The organism is Streptomyces sp. NPDC101194, assembly GCF_044767885.1.
Lineage (GTDB): Bacteria > Actinomycetota > Actinomycetes > Streptomycetales > Streptomycetaceae > Streptomyces.
On sequence record NZ_JBIWOS010000008.1, the window covers coordinates 329,095 to 347,350 of the forward strand.

Annotated in this window: 19 protein-coding genes; 6 read left to right on the plus strand and 13 right to left on the minus strand. The window is 69.9% G+C overall.

What is annotated here, in order from left to right:
* Positions 1–4 precede the first annotated feature (4 nt).
* The 4 genes from ACIRP2_RS28145 to ACIRP2_RS28160 all read right to left on the minus strand — a co-directional run bounded on the left by ACIRP2_RS28145 (position 5) and on the right by ACIRP2_RS28160 (position 5,859).
* Positions 5–2,752, minus strand: coding sequence for an alpha/beta fold hydrolase (locus ACIRP2_RS28145; RefSeq protein WP_404254992.1), 2,748 nt, complete (start codon positions 2,750–2,752; stop codon positions 5–7).
* Between the two features lie 294 nt (positions 2,753–3,046).
* Positions 3,047–3,763 carry a hypothetical protein gene (locus ACIRP2_RS28150; RefSeq protein WP_404254994.1) on the minus strand — a complete coding sequence of 239 codons (717 nt, stop codon included), beginning with the start codon at positions 3,761–3,763 and terminating at the stop codon, positions 3,047–3,049.
* Positions 3,764–4,070: 307 nt separating this feature from the next.
* Complete coding sequence (locus ACIRP2_RS28155; protein WP_404254995.1) at positions 4,071–5,195, minus strand: acetyl-CoA carboxylase biotin carboxylase subunit family protein; 1,125 nt, start codon at positions 5,193–5,195, stop codon at positions 4,071–4,073.
* 403 nt (positions 5,196–5,598) lie between these two features.
* Entirely contained in the window at positions 5,599–5,859 is a 261-nt protein-coding gene (locus ACIRP2_RS28160; protein ID WP_404254997.1) for a hypothetical protein, read from the minus strand.
* A gap of 80 nt (positions 5,860–5,939) precedes the next feature.
* Here ACIRP2_RS28160 and ACIRP2_RS28165 point away from each other — a divergent pair, with 80 nt between their 5' ends.
* A complete protein-coding gene (locus tag ACIRP2_RS28165; RefSeq protein ID WP_404254999.1) occupies positions 5,940–6,221 on the plus strand; it encodes a hypothetical protein in 282 nt (93 codons plus the stop codon).
* Here the strand turns inward: ACIRP2_RS28165 and ACIRP2_RS28170 are convergent.
* On the minus strand, positions 6,172–7,113 hold the full coding sequence (locus ACIRP2_RS28170) for an oxidoreductase (RefSeq protein WP_404255001.1): 942 nt from the start codon (positions 7,111–7,113) through the stop codon (positions 6,172–6,174). The two genes, ACIRP2_RS28165 and ACIRP2_RS28170, sit on opposite strands and share 50 nt — an antisense overlap.
* A gap of 292 nt (positions 7,114–7,405) precedes the next feature.
* Here ACIRP2_RS28170 and ACIRP2_RS28175 point away from each other — a divergent pair, with 292 nt between their 5' ends.
* Positions 7,406–7,963, plus strand: a complete 558-nt coding sequence (locus tag ACIRP2_RS28175) for a TetR/AcrR family transcriptional regulator (RefSeq protein ID WP_404255003.1) — start codon at positions 7,406–7,408, stop codon at positions 7,961–7,963.
* A gap of 37 nt (positions 7,964–8,000) precedes the next feature.
* Here ACIRP2_RS28175 and ACIRP2_RS28180 read toward each other — a convergent pair whose 3' ends face one another.
* Together ACIRP2_RS28180 and ACIRP2_RS28185 are read right to left on the minus strand one after the other, a co-directional pair.
* On the minus strand, positions 8,001–8,354 hold the full coding sequence (locus tag ACIRP2_RS28180; protein WP_404255005.1) for a DUF4158 domain-containing protein: 354 nt from the start codon (positions 8,352–8,354) through the stop codon (positions 8,001–8,003).
* A gap of 35 nt (positions 8,355–8,389) precedes the next feature.
* Positions 8,390–9,295, minus strand: coding sequence for a LysR family transcriptional regulator (locus ACIRP2_RS28185; RefSeq protein WP_404255007.1), 906 nt, complete (start codon positions 9,293–9,295; stop codon positions 8,390–8,392).
* Between the two features lie 106 nt (positions 9,296–9,401).
* Between ACIRP2_RS28185 and ACIRP2_RS28190 the strand changes: the two genes are divergently transcribed.
* The 3 genes from ACIRP2_RS28190 to ACIRP2_RS28200 are packed head-to-tail and all read left to right on the plus strand — an operon-like array spanning position 9,402 to position 11,189.
* Entirely contained in the window at positions 9,402–9,863 is a 462-nt protein-coding gene (locus ACIRP2_RS28190; RefSeq protein WP_404255009.1) for a hypothetical protein, read from the plus strand.
* Positions 9,856–10,290, plus strand: coding sequence for a hypothetical protein (locus tag ACIRP2_RS28195; protein WP_404255011.1), 435 nt, complete (start codon positions 9,856–9,858; stop codon positions 10,288–10,290). The genes ACIRP2_RS28190 and ACIRP2_RS28195 overlap by 8 nt, the downstream gene beginning before the upstream one ends.
* Before the next feature lie 14 nt (positions 10,291–10,304).
* A complete protein-coding gene (locus tag ACIRP2_RS28200; protein WP_404255013.1) occupies positions 10,305–11,189 on the plus strand; it encodes an aldo/keto reductase in 885 nt (294 codons plus the stop codon).
* A 610-nt stretch (positions 11,190–11,799) separates the two neighbouring features.
* On the opposite strand, the gene ACIRP2_RS28205 is transcribed toward ACIRP2_RS28200, so the two are convergent.
* A complete protein-coding gene (locus ACIRP2_RS28205) occupies positions 11,800–12,243 on the minus strand; it encodes a MarR family winged helix-turn-helix transcriptional regulator (RefSeq protein WP_404255015.1) in 444 nt (147 codons plus the stop codon).
* 62 nt (positions 12,244–12,305) lie between these two features.
* On the opposite strand from ACIRP2_RS28205, the gene ACIRP2_RS28210 reads away from it, so the two are divergent.
* Positions 12,306–12,683 (plus strand): DoxX family protein, encoded by a 378-nt coding sequence (locus ACIRP2_RS28210; protein WP_404255017.1) that lies wholly within the window; start codon positions 12,306–12,308, stop codon positions 12,681–12,683.
* A gap of 448 nt (positions 12,684–13,131) precedes the next feature.
* On the opposite strand, the gene ACIRP2_RS28215 is transcribed toward ACIRP2_RS28210, so the two are convergent.
* The 5 genes from ACIRP2_RS28215 to ACIRP2_RS28235 all read right to left on the minus strand — a co-directional run bounded on the left by ACIRP2_RS28215 (position 13,132) and on the right by ACIRP2_RS28235 (position 18,252).
* Complete coding sequence (locus ACIRP2_RS28215) at positions 13,132–14,070, minus strand: sigma-70 family RNA polymerase sigma factor (RefSeq protein ID WP_404255019.1); 939 nt, start codon at positions 14,068–14,070, stop codon at positions 13,132–13,134.
* A gap of 10 nt (positions 14,071–14,080) precedes the next feature.
* On the minus strand, positions 14,081–15,271 hold the full coding sequence (locus ACIRP2_RS28220; RefSeq protein ID WP_404255021.1) for an NAD(P)/FAD-dependent oxidoreductase: 1,191 nt from the start codon (positions 15,269–15,271) through the stop codon (positions 14,081–14,083).
* Between the two features lie 430 nt (positions 15,272–15,701).
* Positions 15,702–16,370, minus strand: coding sequence for a methyltransferase domain-containing protein (locus ACIRP2_RS28225; protein WP_404255023.1), 669 nt, complete (start codon positions 16,368–16,370; stop codon positions 15,702–15,704).
* Between the two features lie 311 nt (positions 16,371–16,681).
* Positions 16,682–16,993 carry a sulfurtransferase TusA family protein gene (locus tag ACIRP2_RS28230; RefSeq protein ID WP_404255025.1) on the minus strand — a complete coding sequence of 104 codons (312 nt, stop codon included), beginning with the start codon at positions 16,991–16,993 and terminating at the stop codon, positions 16,682–16,684.
* Complete coding sequence (locus ACIRP2_RS28235) at positions 16,990–18,252, minus strand: MFS transporter (RefSeq protein ID WP_404255027.1); 1,263 nt, start codon at positions 18,250–18,252, stop codon at positions 16,990–16,992. The genes ACIRP2_RS28230 and ACIRP2_RS28235 overlap by 4 nt, the downstream gene beginning before the upstream one ends.
* Positions 18,253–18,256 lie beyond the last annotated feature (4 nt).

Sequence of the window (18,256 nt, forward strand, 5' to 3'; positions counted from 1 at the left end):
CGGGTCATCGGTCCAGCGCGCGGGTCAGTTCCCTGCGCAGGGTCGCCTGGAAGCTCTGGACGTGCTGGGGGCTCATCAGCGTGTAGTGCTCTCCGTCCACCTCGATGTAGTTGTTCGTCTCGCGGGTGAACTCGTCCCAGTCGCGCAGCTGGCCGTCCAGCCACTCCTGCTTGGTGCCCTTGAGCGGGGTGCAATAGAAGACCCGCACCCGTTCGACCGTGCCGGACGGCTCGTAGTCGCGTCCCAGGTGCACCATGCTCTGCGCCAGGTGCACCCAGGCGCCGAACCGTTCGACGTTCAGGTCGAGTTCGGCCAGCCGTCCGGGCGGGGCGCACGCGACGAGGTGGGCGAGCTGGTCCGCCTCGGGCAACACACGTAGGGCGGTGGTCAGTTCGTGGATGTCGGTGGGGTTGATGAGTTCGAGGAACAGCGCCAGGTTGATGGCGCCGTCGGTGAAGGTGATCTCGTTCATTCGGCCGGAGATGCGCGGGGGAAGGTTGAAGATGCCGACGAAGTCGACCCTCTCGCCGTCGGCCTCCAGACGCTTGGCGATCTCGAACGCCACGGCTCCGCCGTAGGAGTAGCCCGCCACGGCGTACGGGCCGCTCGGGCGGGTCCGGCGGATCGCCGCGACATAAGCCCCGACCATCTCGTCGAAGGAGGTGAAGTGCGACTCCTCCTGCCCGAAGCCTCGCGCCCGCAGCGCGTGGAACGGACGCTCCCCGGAGAAGTACTTGGCGAGGTTGACGAAGACCAGTACCTCGCCGAGGCCCGGGTGGACGCAGAACAGCGGGGTCCCCTCGCCGGTGACCTGGAGCGGCACCAGCGGGTCGTAGGCGGCGTCGCCGCCCGCGCCGGACGCCGAGGCCAGGCGGGCGGTCAGCGCCCGCACGCTCGGGGCCTGCAGGAGCGTCGCCATGGGGAGGTCGTCGAGGCCGAAAGCGTTCTGGACGCCGAGTTTGAGCCGCAGGACGTCGAGCGAGGTGCCGCCCAGGTCGAAGAAGCTCGCGGTGACGGGGACCCGCTCGACGTTCAGCACCTCGGCGAACACCTGGGCCAGGATGGTCTCCTCCTCGTCCGCCGGCTCCACGTGGCCGCCGAGGAAGCGGCCGGTCACCTCCTGGGCGCGCCGGGCCGCCGAGTCCAGCGCCCCGGACTCGACGGCCGTGCGCAGCCGGGACCGCTGGACCTTGCCGAGGTTGCCGCGCGGGATCTGCGTCTCGGCGACGGGCAGGATCAGCTGAGGACGGAATCCCCAGTGCATCACCGTGGAGCTGCGTACCGCGACGAGCGTGCGGTAGAGGGTCGTCTCGTCCGCTGAGGCGTCGGCCGGCACGAAGGCGACGGCGAGCTGTTCGGAGTCGGCGCCCTCGGGCCGGATCGGGAAGGCGGTGACCTGCCCGCGTCGGACGCCGTCGAGTTCGTCGAGGACCGCTTCGAGGTCGTGGCTGTAATAGTTGACCCCGTTGACGATGATGGAGTCCTTGGTGCGGCCGATGAGGGTCAGCCGCCCGTCGGCGTCGATCCTGCCCAGGTCGCCGGTGCGGAACCAGCCGTCGTCGGTGAATGCCTCGGCGGTGGCAGCGGGGTTGCCGAAATACCCGCCGGTCACCATGGTTCCGCGTAGCTGCACCTCGCCGGACACCGCCGAGGCGGGACGGTCGCTCGAGGAGAGAACGGTGCCGGTCCCGTCGGCGATACGGATGCGCAGCCCCTCGACCGGGTGGCCGAGCGGCGGGAACTCCTCGCCGAGGTCACGGTCGGTGAACTCGCGGTTGAACACACTGCCCGCGCAGGTCTCGGTCATCCCGAACGCGGGCACCACCACGTCGGGGCGCAGTCCGTAGGGGGCCAGGGCGTCCAGGAACGACCGCACGGTGGCGGTCACGGTCGCCTCGCCGCCGGAGACGATGTACCGGATCCGCGAGAGATCGATGCCGGACACGGTCCCGGCCGTCCGTGCGAGGGCCTGGTTGATCTGACCGAACAGGAAGTTGGGGGTGAACGTCACCCGCACCTGATGGGACGTCAGGAGCCGTAGCAGCGCGACCGGTTCGGCCAGCACGGTGGCCGGGGTGGCGATGACCTGGTCCGCGCCGTTGCGCATCGGCAGCAGGTGCGCCTCGATGGCCGCGATGTGGTCGGCGGAGATCCAGTTCATCATGGTGTCGGTTGGCCCCAGGTCCAGCGCCCCCGACTTCCCGGCCTGCGCCGCGAGAAGGTTCGCGTGGGTGAGCCGGACCGCCTTGCTCGATCCGGTCGACCCGGAGGTGAGCATCAGCAGGGCGAGGTCGTCCGGGGCGGCCGCGTGGATGCGCTCGGGCTCGGTCGGGGCGGCGTCAAGCTCCTCCACCGTCACCGTGGTCATACCGACGTCGGGCAGATCGTCGTGTGCCTTCGGCACGACGACCAGCGGGTCGCCGAGGAGGCCGCGCAGGTGCTCCAGCTGCGGGCGCAGGCGGGAGGGATCGGCGGGCGGGGCGATCGGGCAGGGCACGGCGCCCGCGTGCAGGCAACCCCAGAAGGCACGGAGGAAGCTCTCGGGATCGCCGGCCGCGACCAGGACGCGGTCCCCCGGAGCGGTACCCCTGCTGCGCAGGCCCTGGGCGATTCTCAGGGCGCCTTCGCGCAGGTCGGCGTAGGAGACGAACGGACCGTCCACGAAGGTGACGCCGCGCGTGGTGTCCTGGGCGGCGCGTTCGAGGAGATGCGGAAGCGTCGTGACGCTTGTGGCGTGACGTATGTCCGACATGGCAGTGAAGACCCCCGATCGAGGTGGGACTGAACTGGGTGGATCGGCGCGCACGTACTGGCGGAGGAGTGGGTGGTGTCCGCGAGCGGTGAGGCCCGGTGAGTCCGGGGTGGGACGGTGCCCGCCGCGGGCGGTGCGTGGCACACGGTCGCGGCCGGGTTCGGCGGGCGGCGGTCCGCGTGCGGGCCATGTGCCGGTGGGAGTCGCTGCGGCGCCGGGATGTGGGTCTGTCCACGCCGGGGCCCTACGCCCCGCCGGTCTCGTTGGACCGGGCGATCTCTGCGATCGTGCGGCTCAGCCGCCGCTCGTCCGGGCCTTCGAAGACGATCGCCTCGTCGACGCGACCGTAGGGGCCGCGAGGACCGGACCGTGCACGGTGCTCAGCGGCGAACCGTGACAGCGGGTCAGGGAACGCCAGTGCATGCCGCCGTCCTGCCGGATGCCGTCCATGTAGATCTCGGGGGCGTCGACGAACGACTTGGCGACCGCGTCGACGTCCGACCCTCCGGGCAACGGCTTCAGCGCGCGATGGTGCTCCTCGGCGGGGGCGGACGACCTCGGTGCGCAGCGAGCCCGCGCCGATGGCCCGTTCGACGACGAACGGTGTCCCCAGTTCCTCGGGGAGTTCCGCGTAGGGCGTGCCCCGGAGACATGACGGGCCCGCGCGCGCCGGACGTCCGGCGGGATCCGGCTCTTCTGCAGGTACTTGTCCCGGAAAAGGAGAACTCTCTGGGATTCGGAATTTCCGGGAAGATTCAACTGCCGGTGCACATGGGCCGCCGTGAGGACTCCGAAATCACGGACGCTGATGACGCCGGCCAGGTCGCGGAGACCGGCGGGGAGCGCCGTCCGTAAGACTTCCTGCGCGTTGTCCATGTCCGCGACGCAGCGATTGTCCTTCCTGTCCTGTAAGTGCAGGGGTGCGGGCGTGATGTAAAAGGGTTCCAGGCCTCGGCACCGCAGGGCCTGATCGAGACCTTCCCGGTATTCGACAACGACCGTCGTGGGCATGCGTCGTCTCCAGAGTCACCACTGCCGAAATGATGAATTAATGTCGTGTTGCGTCGCGATGAGTGCGGGATCCATCCCTCTGGCATCCGATGCTTCATTACACGGCTACATGGCTGCCGATCGTGCAGTATGGGCCATCATGAGGGTTTTGCAATTACTCGCTTCGTGAATTTCTTTTGCTGCGTGCCGGGAGATGTTCACCGAGCGCATCAGGGGTGCGATGCCATGTACTTGCAGCGGCCAATGACCCTTGGGACACCGGTGTACGATGCGCCGTGCCCGGGGTCGGACCGGGCCCGTGCCACCGTCATGCGAGCGGCGAGCCGCCGCAGGCACCGCCTGTCTCGTTGAAGCGTGCGATCTCGTCGATCGTGCGCCCGAGCCTCGATTCGTCCGCGTCGGACACGACGGCGTGACCGACGCGGCCGTAAGGGCCGACCGGCGCGTCGGGAGCGGAGGGGTAGTGCAGCTCGTCGAAGGAGAAGGCACGCTCGAAGTCCTGCTGCGTCAGTGTGCCGTCGCGCGGGTGACGCAGGAGCAGATATCCGTGGAATCGGTCCGGTGTCCGGTGGCCGTACGGCGGCTCGGGCGACTCCCCGAGGGCGAGGGCGATCTCGATGTCCAGGAGGTCGACGCCGTAGGTCAGTCGATTGACCCGGGGTGACAGGGCTCCCGGCAGCCGGACGGCGCATTCGCCGAACGTCAGCCCGTCGGGCTCATGGAACGCCTCCATATGGAAGACGCAGTCGGGTGCCTCCAGAGTGGCGAGCACCTGGCGGGCCATGGCCTCCGCCTGTTCGAAGAGGTCCGGACATCGTTGTCGGTCGAGCACGTGCGCGGCCAGGACGCCGCCCTGCACCGCGCTGAGCGGGGAGATGTGATTGCTGCTCAGAGACGACCACTGGAGTGTGCCGTGCTGCCAGACGCCGTCGAGGTAGACCTCGGGCGCGTCGACGAACGACTCGGCTACGACCTCGACGTCCGAGCGCCCGGAGAACGGCTCCAGTGCGCGGGCGTACTCCTCGGGCGAGCGGACGACACTGGTGCGTAGGGCACCCGCCCCGGTGGCCGGCTTGACGACGAAGGGGGTGCCCAGCTCGGCCGCCGGCTCCTCGTAGGGCGTGCCCACGGGCAGATACCGGCACCGCGCGTGCCGCACCTTTGGCGGCAACAGGCTCTTCTGGAGGTACTTGTCCCGGAAGTTGAGGACCTTACGTGAATCCGCATTCCCCGGAAGGTTTAATTGCCCACGCAGGCAGGCCGCCGGGAATACACCCATCTCATGGACGCTGAGTACACCTGCCGGATCGCCCGCCTGAGCGGAGAGCGCCGAGCGGAGAACTTCCTGGACGTTCTCCATGTCGGCGACGCAGCGAAATTTCACCTTCTCCGACGAGACGACCGGAGTCGGAACGATGTAGAAGGGATCCACACCCCGACGCCGTAGTGCCTCGTCAAGATCATCCCGATATCCAATAACCACCATCGTGGGCATGCGTCGTCTCCAGTGTTACGACTTGCCGAGCCAGGGATAAGTTATTGCGATTTCATCGTGACGCAGCCGGTTCTTTTCCGGCACCGGTGAATCATTGCACAGACCCAGTCGATCACACCCTGTGATGTGGATCACACTGGAATCATGAATGCCCGCAACGGGAAGCTCGGATTCCTCGGCCGTGCCCGGCGCGCCGGAACCGGATCTGTGAAATGAACGGCTCTGTCGCACTTTCGGTGGTGACGGCGCGGGAGGTTATGCGCAGCGCTCGGCCACGAGTTGGGCGAAGTCGCAGCCGAGTGGGGCCGGTGCGGTCATCGGGAGGCAGGCGGCGAGGAGTTCACCGAGCTGGGGCACGGGTCTTGTCCGGCAGGTTCTCGGGGCGTGTGGCGGTCCAGGTGGCGACGCGGCGCGGTGAGCGCATGATTCGGTCGCCTTCCAGGCGGCCCTGGCCGACGTACTGGTGGAGCGGGTTGAGGCTGCCCGTGTGTGAGAGGTCGCGGATCTCCTCGAGCACGCGCTTGGCCGGCATGCCGGGCTCTTCCGCCCGGCGCCGGCGCGAGTGGTCGCGGTGGGCGTCGACCGGGCGGGCGCGATCCATGACAGTCGCGCCACGCCGGGCCCGAGGGTGCTGTTGGCCCTGGGCCCTTCGTGCCGGTGGCACTCGCTGTCGTCCCTGCCATGGCCTCAAGTGATCATCTGCTCGGCCTGATCCGGAACACTCCGGAGATCGACCTGCTGCTGCGGGCATCGTTCGGCTTCGACATCGGGTGCACGCGCCATGGCGATGGCTTGAGGCTTGCCTCGGGTGCGCTGCTGGCGCCGGACGCCGGAGAGTCCACGGGTGGGGCGTATCTGCTGTGTGCTGAGCAGGACGGTCGCCGGCCGGTAGTGTTCGCTCTCTCGGAGCTGCTCATTTCCGAGAAGGCGGTTCTGCGGGCAATGAGTAGTGCACGCCGGTGAGCTGTTCGGAGAGCACCCACAGCTCGTGGGCTGTAGCGGAATCCTGGATAGCCCGTTCCCGGCTGCGAAGGACGGGCTCGCCGCGGAGTTGGAACGGCCCATCGGGTACGACGTAGCTCCCCCCGGGCAGATCGGGGACGGTTGAGGCGTACAGGGAGGTCTTGGCGCCGTCTGGTGTGGGGCGGAAAGCGATGCGCAGGAGCAGGCGCGTGAAGAGCCCGTACATGCGACCCCGGTTGCTGTTGGCGCCGCCGGTGAGCACGTTGGAGCGCGTGAGTCCGGGGGCGACAGCCATGCTGCGTAGCCTCGACCCGGCGGTGTCGGCCCTTCGTTGCAGTTCCATGGCGAAGTAGAGATTGGCCCGCTTGGACTGCACGTAGGCAAACGCCGCTCGATAGCGGCGTTCGGCATTGAGGTTGGCCATGTCGAATCGGGCGAATCGCTGGCCCTCGCTGCTGACCGTGACCACGCGTGGGTCGCCGGCGGCCAGCAGGTGCGGCATGAGGAGGCCGGTGAGCGCGAACGTGCCGAGGTGGTTGATGCCGAATTGGGACTCGAAGCCGTCGGCGGTGCGGGAGAACGGCACCATGGCGACGCCGGCGTTGTTGACCAGGAGATCAAGCCGGTCGTGGCTCCAGTCCTCAGCGAAACTGCGGACGGATTTCACTTCGGAGAGGTCGAGTATGCGTAGCTCGGCGTGAGAGCCGGGGGCTTCGGTTCGCAGCCGTTCCACTGCGTCCGTCCCACGCTCGCGGCTGCGGCAGGCCAGGATGACATGGGCGCCGCGGCGGGCGAGTTCACGAGCGGTGACATACCCGATGCCGCTGTTCGCGCCGGTGACAACAGCCAGTCGCCCCGACTGGTCAGGGATGGAGTCCGGTGTCCAGTTCATGCACGGAATCGTTTGCGGCGCCGAGTTCGCGGAGCGATGGTCGTCGCACGCGGCTGTGTTGCCGGGATCGCGCAGTAAGGCTCGGGCGGTGGCCCGGGAGTCCTGGGTCATGGGGAGCTCGATTCGCGGGTCAGGGGTGTCTGCGGCCTCGAAGGAGCACAGCCGCATTGCAACTCAAAGTTGCGATAGTCTGATCCTGTCGCATGGTCAGCCATCAACGCAACTGGGAGTTGCAATGGAATCTGCTGGGTCGCCCTCAAGGCGTGCCCCCGTTGTCGGGCGAGGCGACAAGATGCGCGCCGCCGTGCTGGCGGCGACCATCACCGAGCTCACGGAGAGCGGGTACGCAGCCCTGACCGTCGAAGGCGTGGCACAACGGGCCGGCGTACACAAGACGACGATCTACCGACACTGGAAAGACTCTGACGGCCTTGTCGCCCACGCGCTGGCCAGCCACTTCGCGATGGACATCCCGATCCCCGACACCGGGGCGGTGGAGAGTGACCTGAGCGCGCTGGCCCGCTCCCTCGTTGCCACCATGACCACGCAGACAGGCCGAGCTCTGCTGACGACCGTCCTCTCGGACGCCGTACGCCTCCCTCGGTTCGCCGAAGTCAAGCATGCGCTGTTCGACGACCGGTTCCGGCGGGCGGAACCCGTTGTCACCCGAGCCGTTGAGCGCGGCGAACTACCTGCGGACACCGACCCGGCCGAACTCCTCAAGGCCCTCGCCGCGCCCATCTACTTCCGGCTCGTGTTCACTTGCGAGCCGGTCGACGAGGCGACCGCAGACCGGGCAGTGCATGTTGCACTGGCCGCTGCGCACGCAGGCGCGTTGCCGGCGGTCTGACCGCGGGCCCGGCACGCGGGGCCGACCCGTCATCGCATCACCGACCGACCGGGGGACAGCGTCGCGGTGCCCATTGCGCCGGGCTCACGCTGCCTGGCCATGGCCCTCGGGGGTCGGAGGTCTGCTTGGCCGTCCGGTACAGCGGCAGCGTGCCCTCCGGCAGTTCCACCTGCCGCCGGACGAACTCCACCACCTGCTCCGGCACGTTCTCCCATGCCGGGAAACACCCCACGCGCTGGTACGACTTCAGCATCAGCAGCAGCGCCGGCAGATGCTCATCGCCGTCCGTCGCCCCGGCCACCCACTCCAGCTCATCGCGAGTCGGCGAGAAGAACGGATTCGGCCTGCCCGACGCCCACCCCGGAACCTTCCCCACCTGCCGACAACCCACCCCGTGGCAGCTTTACGTCACCATCTGACAGAGCCCTACTGGCCCTGCTGCAGAGCCTGTTCACGAAGGGCACGGACGAGCGTCGTGACATGAGGCCGGTCGCTGCGGCTGATCGTGACGGCACCGATGTGCCGGATCGGCCGCGGCAGCTTGATCGGGACGGTGCGAAGGCCAGGGATCTCGGGGGCGAGCGCAATGGAAGGGATCAGAGAGATTCCCATGCCCGCGGCAACAAGCGAGCGGGCGAAGAAGTAGTCGGTGGTGGTGCCGCGCACTTCCGGAGCGAAGCCGGCGCGTTCGGCGTAGCGGCGCAGGTATGCCTCGGTCTTCAGGCAGCCGAGCACCCAGGGTTCGGCCGCCAGCTCGGCGAGGTCGAGCACGTCGCTGCCGACGAGCCGACGCGTCTCCGGCAGAACGACGTGCAGGGGGTCTTCCAGGAGTGGGATCCACTCCATGCCGGAGCTGGGGCCCGGCCCAACCGGCAGTGGACCGTCGAAGTGATAGGCGAGCGCGACATCTACGGCGCCCTGGCGGACGAGCGGCAGGGTGTCCTCGGGCTCGCCCTCCCTGACGTGGAGCACAGTGCGGGAATGGGCTGCCATGAGCCGGGCGAGGGCGCCGGGCAGCAGGAGCCGACCGCCGCTGGTGAAGGTGGCGATGGTGAGCCGTACCCGACCCGTGCTGAGCTGGTCGACCCGCCGTTTGGCGTGTTCGAGTTCGGCGGCGACCGATTCGGCGGCGCCGACCATGATCCGACCGGCCTGGGTGAGGGTGACGCCGCGGGTGCTGCGGGCGACGACCTGGGCACCGAGGCTGCGTTCCAGGGCGGCCACGTGCTGGGAGATGGCTGAGGGGGTCAGGTGCAGGGCAGTGGCGGCTCGGTTGAAGCTGCCGTGCTCCGCCACCGCTCGCAGGACGCGGAGCCGCTGCACATCGATCAACAGTTTGCCTTAAGCCCTTTTCAGTAAGTGAGCACTTCTGCTGATGACAGTACGTGTCCAGGATGAGGGCATGCAAAGGGTCTGCGTCATCGGAGGGAGCCGGTACTTGGGAAAGTTCCTGCTGGAGGGCTTGCAGGCGGCGGGCCAGCAGGTCACCGTGGCCAACTGCGGCTCCACCCAGGCGCTCGCCGGTGTCGAACACCTCGTCGTGGACCGCAATGACGAGGCCTTTTTGACGGCCGCGCTCGGCTCCCGCACCTTCGACGTGGCGGTCGATCAGGTCCGCTGCGCCCCCGCGCAGGCCGCTGTCGTCGCCGTCGCCGGCCGGACCCGGTGCCACGTCATGACGTCCACGATCGAGGGCCACGACCCGGCGACCGCCGCACCGCGGGCTGTCCCACCGAGCGCACCGGTACCGGAGGCGATCGTGGACCCGGCCACCTGGCTGGTGGTCATGAACCTTCCCTGGCGAGACGATGCATACCTGGAGGCGCACTGCCCCGAGGACAAGCGTCAGGCAAAGACCGTCTTCGCCCGCGCCGACGGCTTCGAGTCCCTCGGTGGGTAGCGCGCACGTACTCGGCGGCGGTGAGCAGGAGTTCACCGGCCGGTTCGCGTACTGCGCCGAGCGCATCACCCGGGGCGAGGAGATCTCTGGGCACGCGAAGGCTCTGTCCGTGGTGTTCATCCACTGCGAAGCGCTGGGGGATCCGAGGCTGTGGGTGACCACAGCCGAACACCGGTGCGCTCGACGCCGGTTCCAGCAGCCCGCTCGACGTGCACGACCTTGCCGCGATCACCGCCACGCAGGCCGGACGGGAGCCCGACCGGGCCTCCCGGCGGGCGAGGAGGCTTCGCCGTTTGCCGTCGACCGCCACTACGCGATGAGCAACGTCCGCGCCGAAGAGCTGGGTTCTTCCTTCTTCCGTACCGCCGACCGGCTACCCGGCGCCGCCGCCGAAGCCCCCACCACCGAACCGTCACCAACCGCCTGAGGAGCAGGGCCATCATGCAGTACCGCACCATCGCAGAGACCACCGTCAGTGCCGTCGGCCTGGGCGCCATGCCGCTGTCCATCGAGCACCGTCCGGACGAGACTCGGGCCATTGCCACCATCCACGCCGCCCTCGACGCGGGTGTCACGCTGATCGACACCGCCGACTGCTACCACTGGCACGCCGACGAGGTCGGCCACAACGAGCTGCTGATCGCCCGTGCCCTGGCCGGCTACGGCGGCGACACCTCCGGCATCCTGGTCGCCACTAAGGGCGGTCGCGGCCGCCCCGGCGACGGGAGCTGGACCGTCACCGCCACCCCGGAACACCTCAAGCAAGCTGCCAAGGCCTCCGCCAAACGTCTGGCCGTCGACGCGATCGGCCTGTACCAGCTGCACAAGCCGGACCCCGCCGTGCCCTGGGCGGAGTCCGTCGGCGCGCTGCGCGAACTGCTCGACGCCGGTACGATCCGCGCCGTCGGCATCTCGAACGTCACCACCACTCAGATCCGCGAAGCACACGGCATCCTCGGCGACGGACTCTCCTCCGTGCAGAACCAGTACTCGCCGGCCGTGCGCGACAGCGAGGCGGAGCTGCAGCTGAGTACACAGCTGGGTCTGGCCTTTCTGCCCTGGAGCCCGCTGGGCGGCATCTCCCGCAGCTCCCTCGACGGCCTGTCCGGCCCCACCTCGGGCGGCACCGCCTTCCATCGCATTGCGGTCGACCGTGGCGTCAGCCCGCAGCAGGTCGCCCTGGCATGGCTGCTCGCCCGCTCCCCGGCGGTGATCCCGGTTCCGGGAGCCAGCCGCCCGGCCTCCATCACCGACTCGGCCAGGGCCACGGACCTCGAGCTGAGCAAGGAGGAGCTGATGCAGCTCGAGGACGCTCTGCCGGGTTGAGGCGGGTCACGGGGTGTCGCTTGTCGACCGTGACCTACGAAGCCGTATTTGAACCGCTCTTGGAACGAGCGGATCGAACGGAGTCCGTGGTCGGGTGAGCTTCCGGTTGTACGCGCATGAAGGGAGGGCGTCCTGCGGGCGTGACCGGGTTGGTGCGGCGCTGCCGTCCGCAGCCGATACACCGGCGCGTCGGTGTGGGTGTCGCAGGTCCAGCAGACGCGTTGGCCGTCGGCCGAGCGATGTTCGAGGCAGGCCGGGCGGACGCACCCGGGGCACGGCGACCGCACCTCCGTCCCCTTGCAGGGAAACGGATTGCAGATCGCCCGCTCGAACCGCAGCGCGTGGATGGCCCGGACCGGCCCGTACCGGGCACAGGCCCGTCGGCGGCGCCGGGACGCGCACACCCGCCCCTCCGGAGTGTCCTGCGACGGTAAAGGGTCCGTGCGGCGGGAGCCGACACGCGCCGCCTTCGCCACCACGTCCCCGCGCCCCGCCTCAACCAACCGGTGCGCAAGCCGGATCAGCGTACGAGGACAGTCCGGCGACGGCGCGCGGTCAGCGTCCGTGGGCAGGTGTCGAGATGCGCGTTGGGCCGATGCGGGTGTGGCGACTACTCGCCACACTCATGGGCGGCCGGATCCACCACGACACGGTCGAGCAGACCCCGCAGCAGGGTCTGCTCGGCCTCGGTGAGGTCACCGAAGAGCTCGCGCTCAGCCGCGCTCACCGCCTCGTCGACGCGCTCCAGGGCCTCCCGGCCGGCCGGGGTGATCTCCACGATGTGGCGTCGCCGGTCGGCGGGGTCGCGACGTCGCTCGCACAGGCCCGAAGACTCCAACTCGTTGAGGATCGAGACCAGTTGGCTGGGGTCGAGCTCCATCGTGGCCGCCAGTTCGCGCTGACTGGTGGCACCGGGGGCGAGTTGCATCAGGGTCATCGCGTTGCGCGGATGCAGCCCGGCGACGGCCAGGGCGGCACGGATGCGCACGCCGGTGAGCTCCCCGCGGAAGGACAGGAGGAAGCCGAGACGGTCGTTCGGGTGCGCAGCTGCCATGTCGTCCACCGTATCAGTGGCTCCATTGTGGAGCATGACAAATCATTGATAGCCTTCAACGATTGTCATCCATAGATCGTTGGAGCTCCATCATGTTCATCGGCTACGCCGTCGTCGCCGCGCTGCTCGCGTTCGGCCTGTCCGCCTCCGCCTTCATGACCTTCACCCGCAATCCGCAGGTCGCGGGCAGCATGACCAAGCTGGGCGTGCCCGACTCCTGGCTGCCCTGGCTCGCGACCGCGAAGGCGGCAGGCGCGCTCGGCCTGCTCGCAGGTCTGGTCGTCGCACCGCTCGGCATGGCCGCCGCCGTGGGTCTGGTGCTCTACTTCGTCGGGGCGGTGATCGCCCACCTGCGCGCGAAGGACTATGCCGTGGCTCCGGTCGTCGTGCTCACGGTGCTCTCGGTGGCCGCGCTGGTGCTGCGTACAGCCTCCGCCTGAGCCCTTCCCGCCTCTCATATCACCCTGTGTGCAGGACGAGAGGCCGCGTGGTCGCGCGTTCGATGCCGGTGCGGGGGGATGCTCCGTGGCCGGTCCTCGGCCACGGAGCATGCGGGGGTGTTATTCGTCGCGTGGTCGGGCGTTCACGGGTCCACGCCGTTCCAAGGGCACTGCCCCACACCACATCGAGGCGACACGTCTTCGCCATCAGGTCGAAGAAAACCTGCGGCCGCGACGCACTCCCTTCCCTGCCGTGACTTCGAGCGACAGGCGGCCAGGGGCGCTCGGATCCGCTCCGGTCAGACCTCCGTGACGATGCGCAGTGGGCCACTGTGCCGACCGACAGCCGGCCATCGGGGATCCGAACCGCATGGCCGAGTGCGATCCGGGAGGCCGAAGGGGCACCGTCCTCGCTCGGGCTCAGGGCACCGGATTCAGGTGGCTCCGGTCACCATGCGTCGATGACCGGTGCGTCGGGTTCGTGCTGCCGCCAGGCCTCGTTGAGGCGCGCGAGCCGGTCCGCGGCAGCGATGCCGCGCAGGGACGCGACCTTGCCGTCGCTGACGTCGAACGCCACGGCGCCCACCACCCGGTCGTCGATCACGGCGAGGACGGCCGGGGAGCCGTTGACCAGCGCGATGTGGAGCGCTGGGGAGCCGCCGGCCAGCCGCCGCTTCGCCGGAGTGGGCTTGAAGCCGGCCCGCACGAAGATGGCGACGCGCTCGCGCGTCTCGTACCGCAGCAGCCGCCTGGCGAGTCCGGCGCCGTCCGAGACCGCGGTCGCGTCGGCGGTGAGCATCGCCACCAGCCGTTCGGTGCGCCCCGACGTGGCGGCGGCGAGGAACTCCTCGACGATCCGGCGCGCGGACGCGGGGTCCACCTCGTGGCCGCCGCGGCGCTCGGCGGCGACGCGGCGTCGGGCCCGGTGGAGATGCTGCTGGCTCGCGGACTCGGTGATGTCGAGGATCCTGGCGATCTCGGCGTGGGGATACGAGAAGGCTTCGCGCAGGACGTAAGCGGCCCGCTCGACCGGCGAGAGGCGCTCCATGAGGGTCAGTACGGCCAAGGAAACCGATTCGCGCTGCTCGAAGGTGTCGGCAGGGCCGAGCATCGGGTCGCCCTCGAGAAGTGGCTCGGGCAGCCAGGCACCGGCCGCCCGCTCGTGGCGTGCCTGCGCCGAGCGGAGCCGGTCGAGGCAGAGATGGGTGACGACCTTGGTCAGCCACGCCTCCGGCACCTCGATATGGTCCCGGTCCGCGGCCTGCCAGCGCAGAAACGTGTCCTGCACGGCGTCCTCGGCGTCGGCCGCCGAGCCGAGCAGGCGGTATGCGAGCGAGGCCAGCCGGCCCCGGCTGGCCTCGAACCGATCGATGGCTGCGCTGTCCATGCGGAGCAGCCTATGCGGCAGCCCTCACACCGACCCGGTCAGGTGCGGTGGCCAGGCGGCGCTTGCGCTTCGGCATGCCGAAGGTCGGGTGGACGATGCCCCACCCGGCTCCCTTGAGCACGAACGACTTGAGCCGCGCGGCGGTCCGGCCGCCCAGGTACCAGGACTTCGACCGGACGTCCTCGTCCACCATCTGGAAGATCGCGTCCCGCCGCCCGAGGCTGATGTGGTTGCCGTAGTACTTCAGCCCGGTGGTCGGGACTTCGCTGCCCGTCAGGCGCGCGACGATCGCGGCGGACGCCTGCATGTTGGTGAAGCCGGCCGAGGCGCAGGACATCGGCAGCGGCCGGCCGTTCTCGCCGATCGCGTAGGCGCAGTCACCCGCGGCGTAGACGTTCGGGTGCGAGACCGAGCGCATGGTGCGGTCGACGACGATCTGGCCGGTCTCGGCGACCTCCAGGCCGCTGGCGGCCGCGATGGGGTGCACGGCGAACCCGGCCGACCACACGGTCACGTCGGCCGGGAAGGACCTGCCGTCTGCGGAGATCGCCCGTGTCGGCTCGACCGCTTCGATGCCGGTGTGCTCGTGGACGGTGATGCCGAGCCGGTCGAAGGCCCGGCGCAGGTGACGGCGGGCCTTCGGGGAGAGCCAGGCACCCAGCTCGCCGCGGGCGGCGAGCGCGATCGAGAGGTCGGGCCGGGACTCGGCGAACTCGGTGGCGGTCTCGATGCCGGTCAGCCCCTCACCGACGACCAGCACGGCGCCACCCTCGCGCAGGCCGGACAGGCGCTCGCGCAGACGCAGCGCCGAGGACCGGCCGGTCACATCGAAGGCGTACTCGGCCACACCGGGGACGCCATGGTGGGCCACGGAGCTGCCGAGCGCGTAGAGAAGCGTGTCGTACGCGATCTCGCCGTCGCCGTCCTCGCCGGTCACGGTGACGGCCCTGCGCTCGGGGTCGACGCCGGTGACGCGCGCCACGCGCAGTCGCACCCCGGTGTCCGCGAATACGTCGGCGAGCTTGCGGAACGTCAGGTCCTGGCCGATCGCGAGCTGGTGGAGCCGCATCCGCTCAACGAAGTCGGGCTCAGCGTTGACGACGGTGATCTCGATGTCGGCGGGGGAGAGCCGACGGGCTAGGTTTCCGGCGGCGAAGGCCCCGGCGTATCCGGCGCCGAGTACGACGATGCGGTGCTTCATGGCGTTGCTCCTGTCTCGTTCGCGTGCCCCTTGAACGAGACGGCGCTCCGATTGCTGACAGGAGCCGGGTGTGACGTGGGTCACCGAACCGTGCGCTGCTGGAGCAAGTCGCGCAGGACGATCCGCCGATCCCTGCGGAACGCGGGAGGCTGCGCGAGGCGGCCGGGCCGAGTCAGGTACAGATCGCCGGAGCGCTGGACGCCCGGAGTGAGTCGGTGGGAGATCGAGGGCCGGCCGGATCGAGCCGCGGCGGCCGAAGCGCGCCGCTTGCGCCCGGCTCCCGGAGGGCCTCGTCCAGCGGTTCCCCGCCCCGGCGGACGACGCGTCCAGCCGCTGTCGAGGCGCCGGTGGTTCCCGACCCGCTCACCGGCCCGGTCCCGGAGTCGGTTCCGGCGGCACGAGATCCTGTGCCGCTTGCGACGCCTGATCCTCAGCCGGGTTGCTCGGCCATCACGACCAGACCCGGCCCGCTCTGCTCATCTGCGGGGAGCCGGAGTTCGGCGACCGGGCGCAGTCCGGCCTGCTCGATCAGGTCGACGAGTTGTTCCGGCCGCCATTTGTGTGTCGTCCAGCGAACGGGTACTCCTCCGTAGGCCTCGGTGCGGAACGCGTCTTCGTCGCCGACGTGCGTTGCGGTGATGAAGTGTCCGCCCGGCTTCAGGGCGCGCGCGAACAGGGCGAGAACCTGAGGAAGGACGTCACGGGGGAGGTTGAACAGCGACCACCACCCGAGCACGCCGCCGAGGGACGCCTCACCGAGGTCGAGGTCGGTGGCGGAGGCGACGCTGAAGCGGCATTGCGGATGAAGACGACGCGCGTTCTCGATCATGCGAGGAGAGAGGTCCACCCCGGACACGTCGAGTCCGCGTTCGGCGAGGTAGGCGGTCACCGTTCCGGGTCCGCAGCCGACGTCGAGGACAGGCCCGAGCTCTCTCACGGTGTCGGCGAAGGCGTCGATCGATGCCTTGAGCCATGGATGGCTACGGATGTCGCCGACTCCCGTCGTCACCACCATGTGGGCGTAGTTGTCGGCCACCCGGTCATAGGACTCACGAACCACGTCGAGATCCGCCGGGCGGTCGATTCGGTGTGCGCGCATCAGCCAACGATAGAGCGGTGCGAAGGGACTTGGGGCAGGTACAGCGGTTTGCGCCGAGCCGTTGATCACGGCCCGGCTGCACTCGTGAGGGCTTTGACGAGGTTCTCGTGCCCGCGGCGGGCCGTGCGCTGTGCCGAGATCGCCGGGGCGCCCAGGATGCCGTCGAGGGGCCGACAGCGGGCGAGCGGCCGGCGGTGACCGCGTGCATGGTGCTCACGCACAGGCAAGGGCGGCCGCCGCCCGGCTGTCGCAGCGGGAATGAGCGAGGTCTCGCGCGCCCCCGTCCCGAGCTGCCGAAGCGAGGCGGGCGGTCAACCTTCGGGGGCGTCCGCGTGCCAGGGGGCGCCGGCTCGGGTGGGGCGGGCGCCGGTGGCGATCCGCAGGGCGTACACAGGCGCGTCCGCGACGTCCCGCACGAGGCCGAGGTAGTGGTGTCCGGTCATGTGGCACCAGGCGGGCAGGTCGAGCGGGGCTGCCGGGTCGGTGGCGGTGACGTGCACGACGGTGCCCGGCTCCGCGCCGTCGATCTCCTTGCGGAGGCGCAGCAGGAGGGTGACGCAGAGCAGGCCGGTGCCGTCGACGGTGATGTCCGGGGCAGGGATCCCGGGATTCATGGTGCTCATCGGCGGTAGGCGGTGGCGGCGACGGCGGGCAGGAGGGCGAGGGAGAGGATGCCGCCGGTGAGGGCGAGGGCGGGGTAGGAGGTGGCGGCGACCATGATGCCGGAGGCCATGCCGCCGGTGGCGCCGGCGATGGCGATGGAGACGTCGACCATGCCCTGGGTCCTGGCGCGGGTGGCGAGCGGGACGGTGTCGGTGATGATCGCGGTGCCGGAGACGAGGCCGAAGTTCCAACCCAGTCCCAGCAGGGCCAGGGCGAGCGCGAGGAGGGCGACGGAGTCGCCGGGCGCGGCAGCCGCGAGGATGCCGGCGGCCAGAAGGGTGAGGCCGGAGGCGGCTGCGATCTTCATGCGGCCGTAGCGGTCGACGAGCCATCCGGTCAGCGGTGAGGGCAGGTACATGGCGCCGATGTGGATGGCGATGACGAGGCCGGAGGTGGCGGTGCCGTGGCCGTGGTCGTGCATGTGGACCGGTGTCATCGTCATGACCGCGACCATGACGAGCTGGGTGAGGATCATGACCAGGGCGCCCAGGACGACATCCCCGCGGCCGTCCCGCGCGTCCCCGGCGTCTGCGGTGGCCGAGCCGGAGGCGGCTTCGATGGTCTTCGTCTCGGCGAGGGTGCGGGCCAGGAGCAGGGGGTCCGGTCGCAGCCAGAGGGCGAGGACGAGGGCGGCGAGGGCGTAGGCGGCGCCGGAGAGGATGAAGGGTCCGGCGAGGTCGGGCAGGCCGAGGGTTTCGGCGAGGTGGCCGGTGGGGGCGGCGAGGTTGGGTCCGGCGACGCCGCCGAGGGTGGTGGCGACCAGGACGGTGGAGACGGCTCGGGCGCGGTGGCCGGGGGCGGCGAGGTCGGCTCCGGCGTAGCGGGCCTGGAGGTTGGTGGCGGTGCCGGCGCCGTAGACGAACAGAGCGATGAACAGCAGGACCGGGTTGTCCAGGACGGCGGAGGCGATGACGCCGGCCGAACCGATGGCGCCGGTGAGGTAGCCGGCCGCGAGGCCGGGGCGGCGGCCGCGGGCCTGGGAGATGCGGCCGACGGCGATGGCGGCGAGCGCCGATCCGGCGGTGAACAGGGCGCTGGGCAGTCCGGCGAGGCTGGTGGAGCCGAGCATGTCCTGGGCGAGCAGGGCGCCGACGGTGACGCCTGCGGCGAGGCCCGCACCGCTGAGGATCTGCGAGGCGACCAGGACGCGCAGGATCCGGGGCTGCGCTCGGGCGGGGTCGGGTATGGGTGCCTTCGTGGTGGGCGCGGTGTTGGTCATGTCT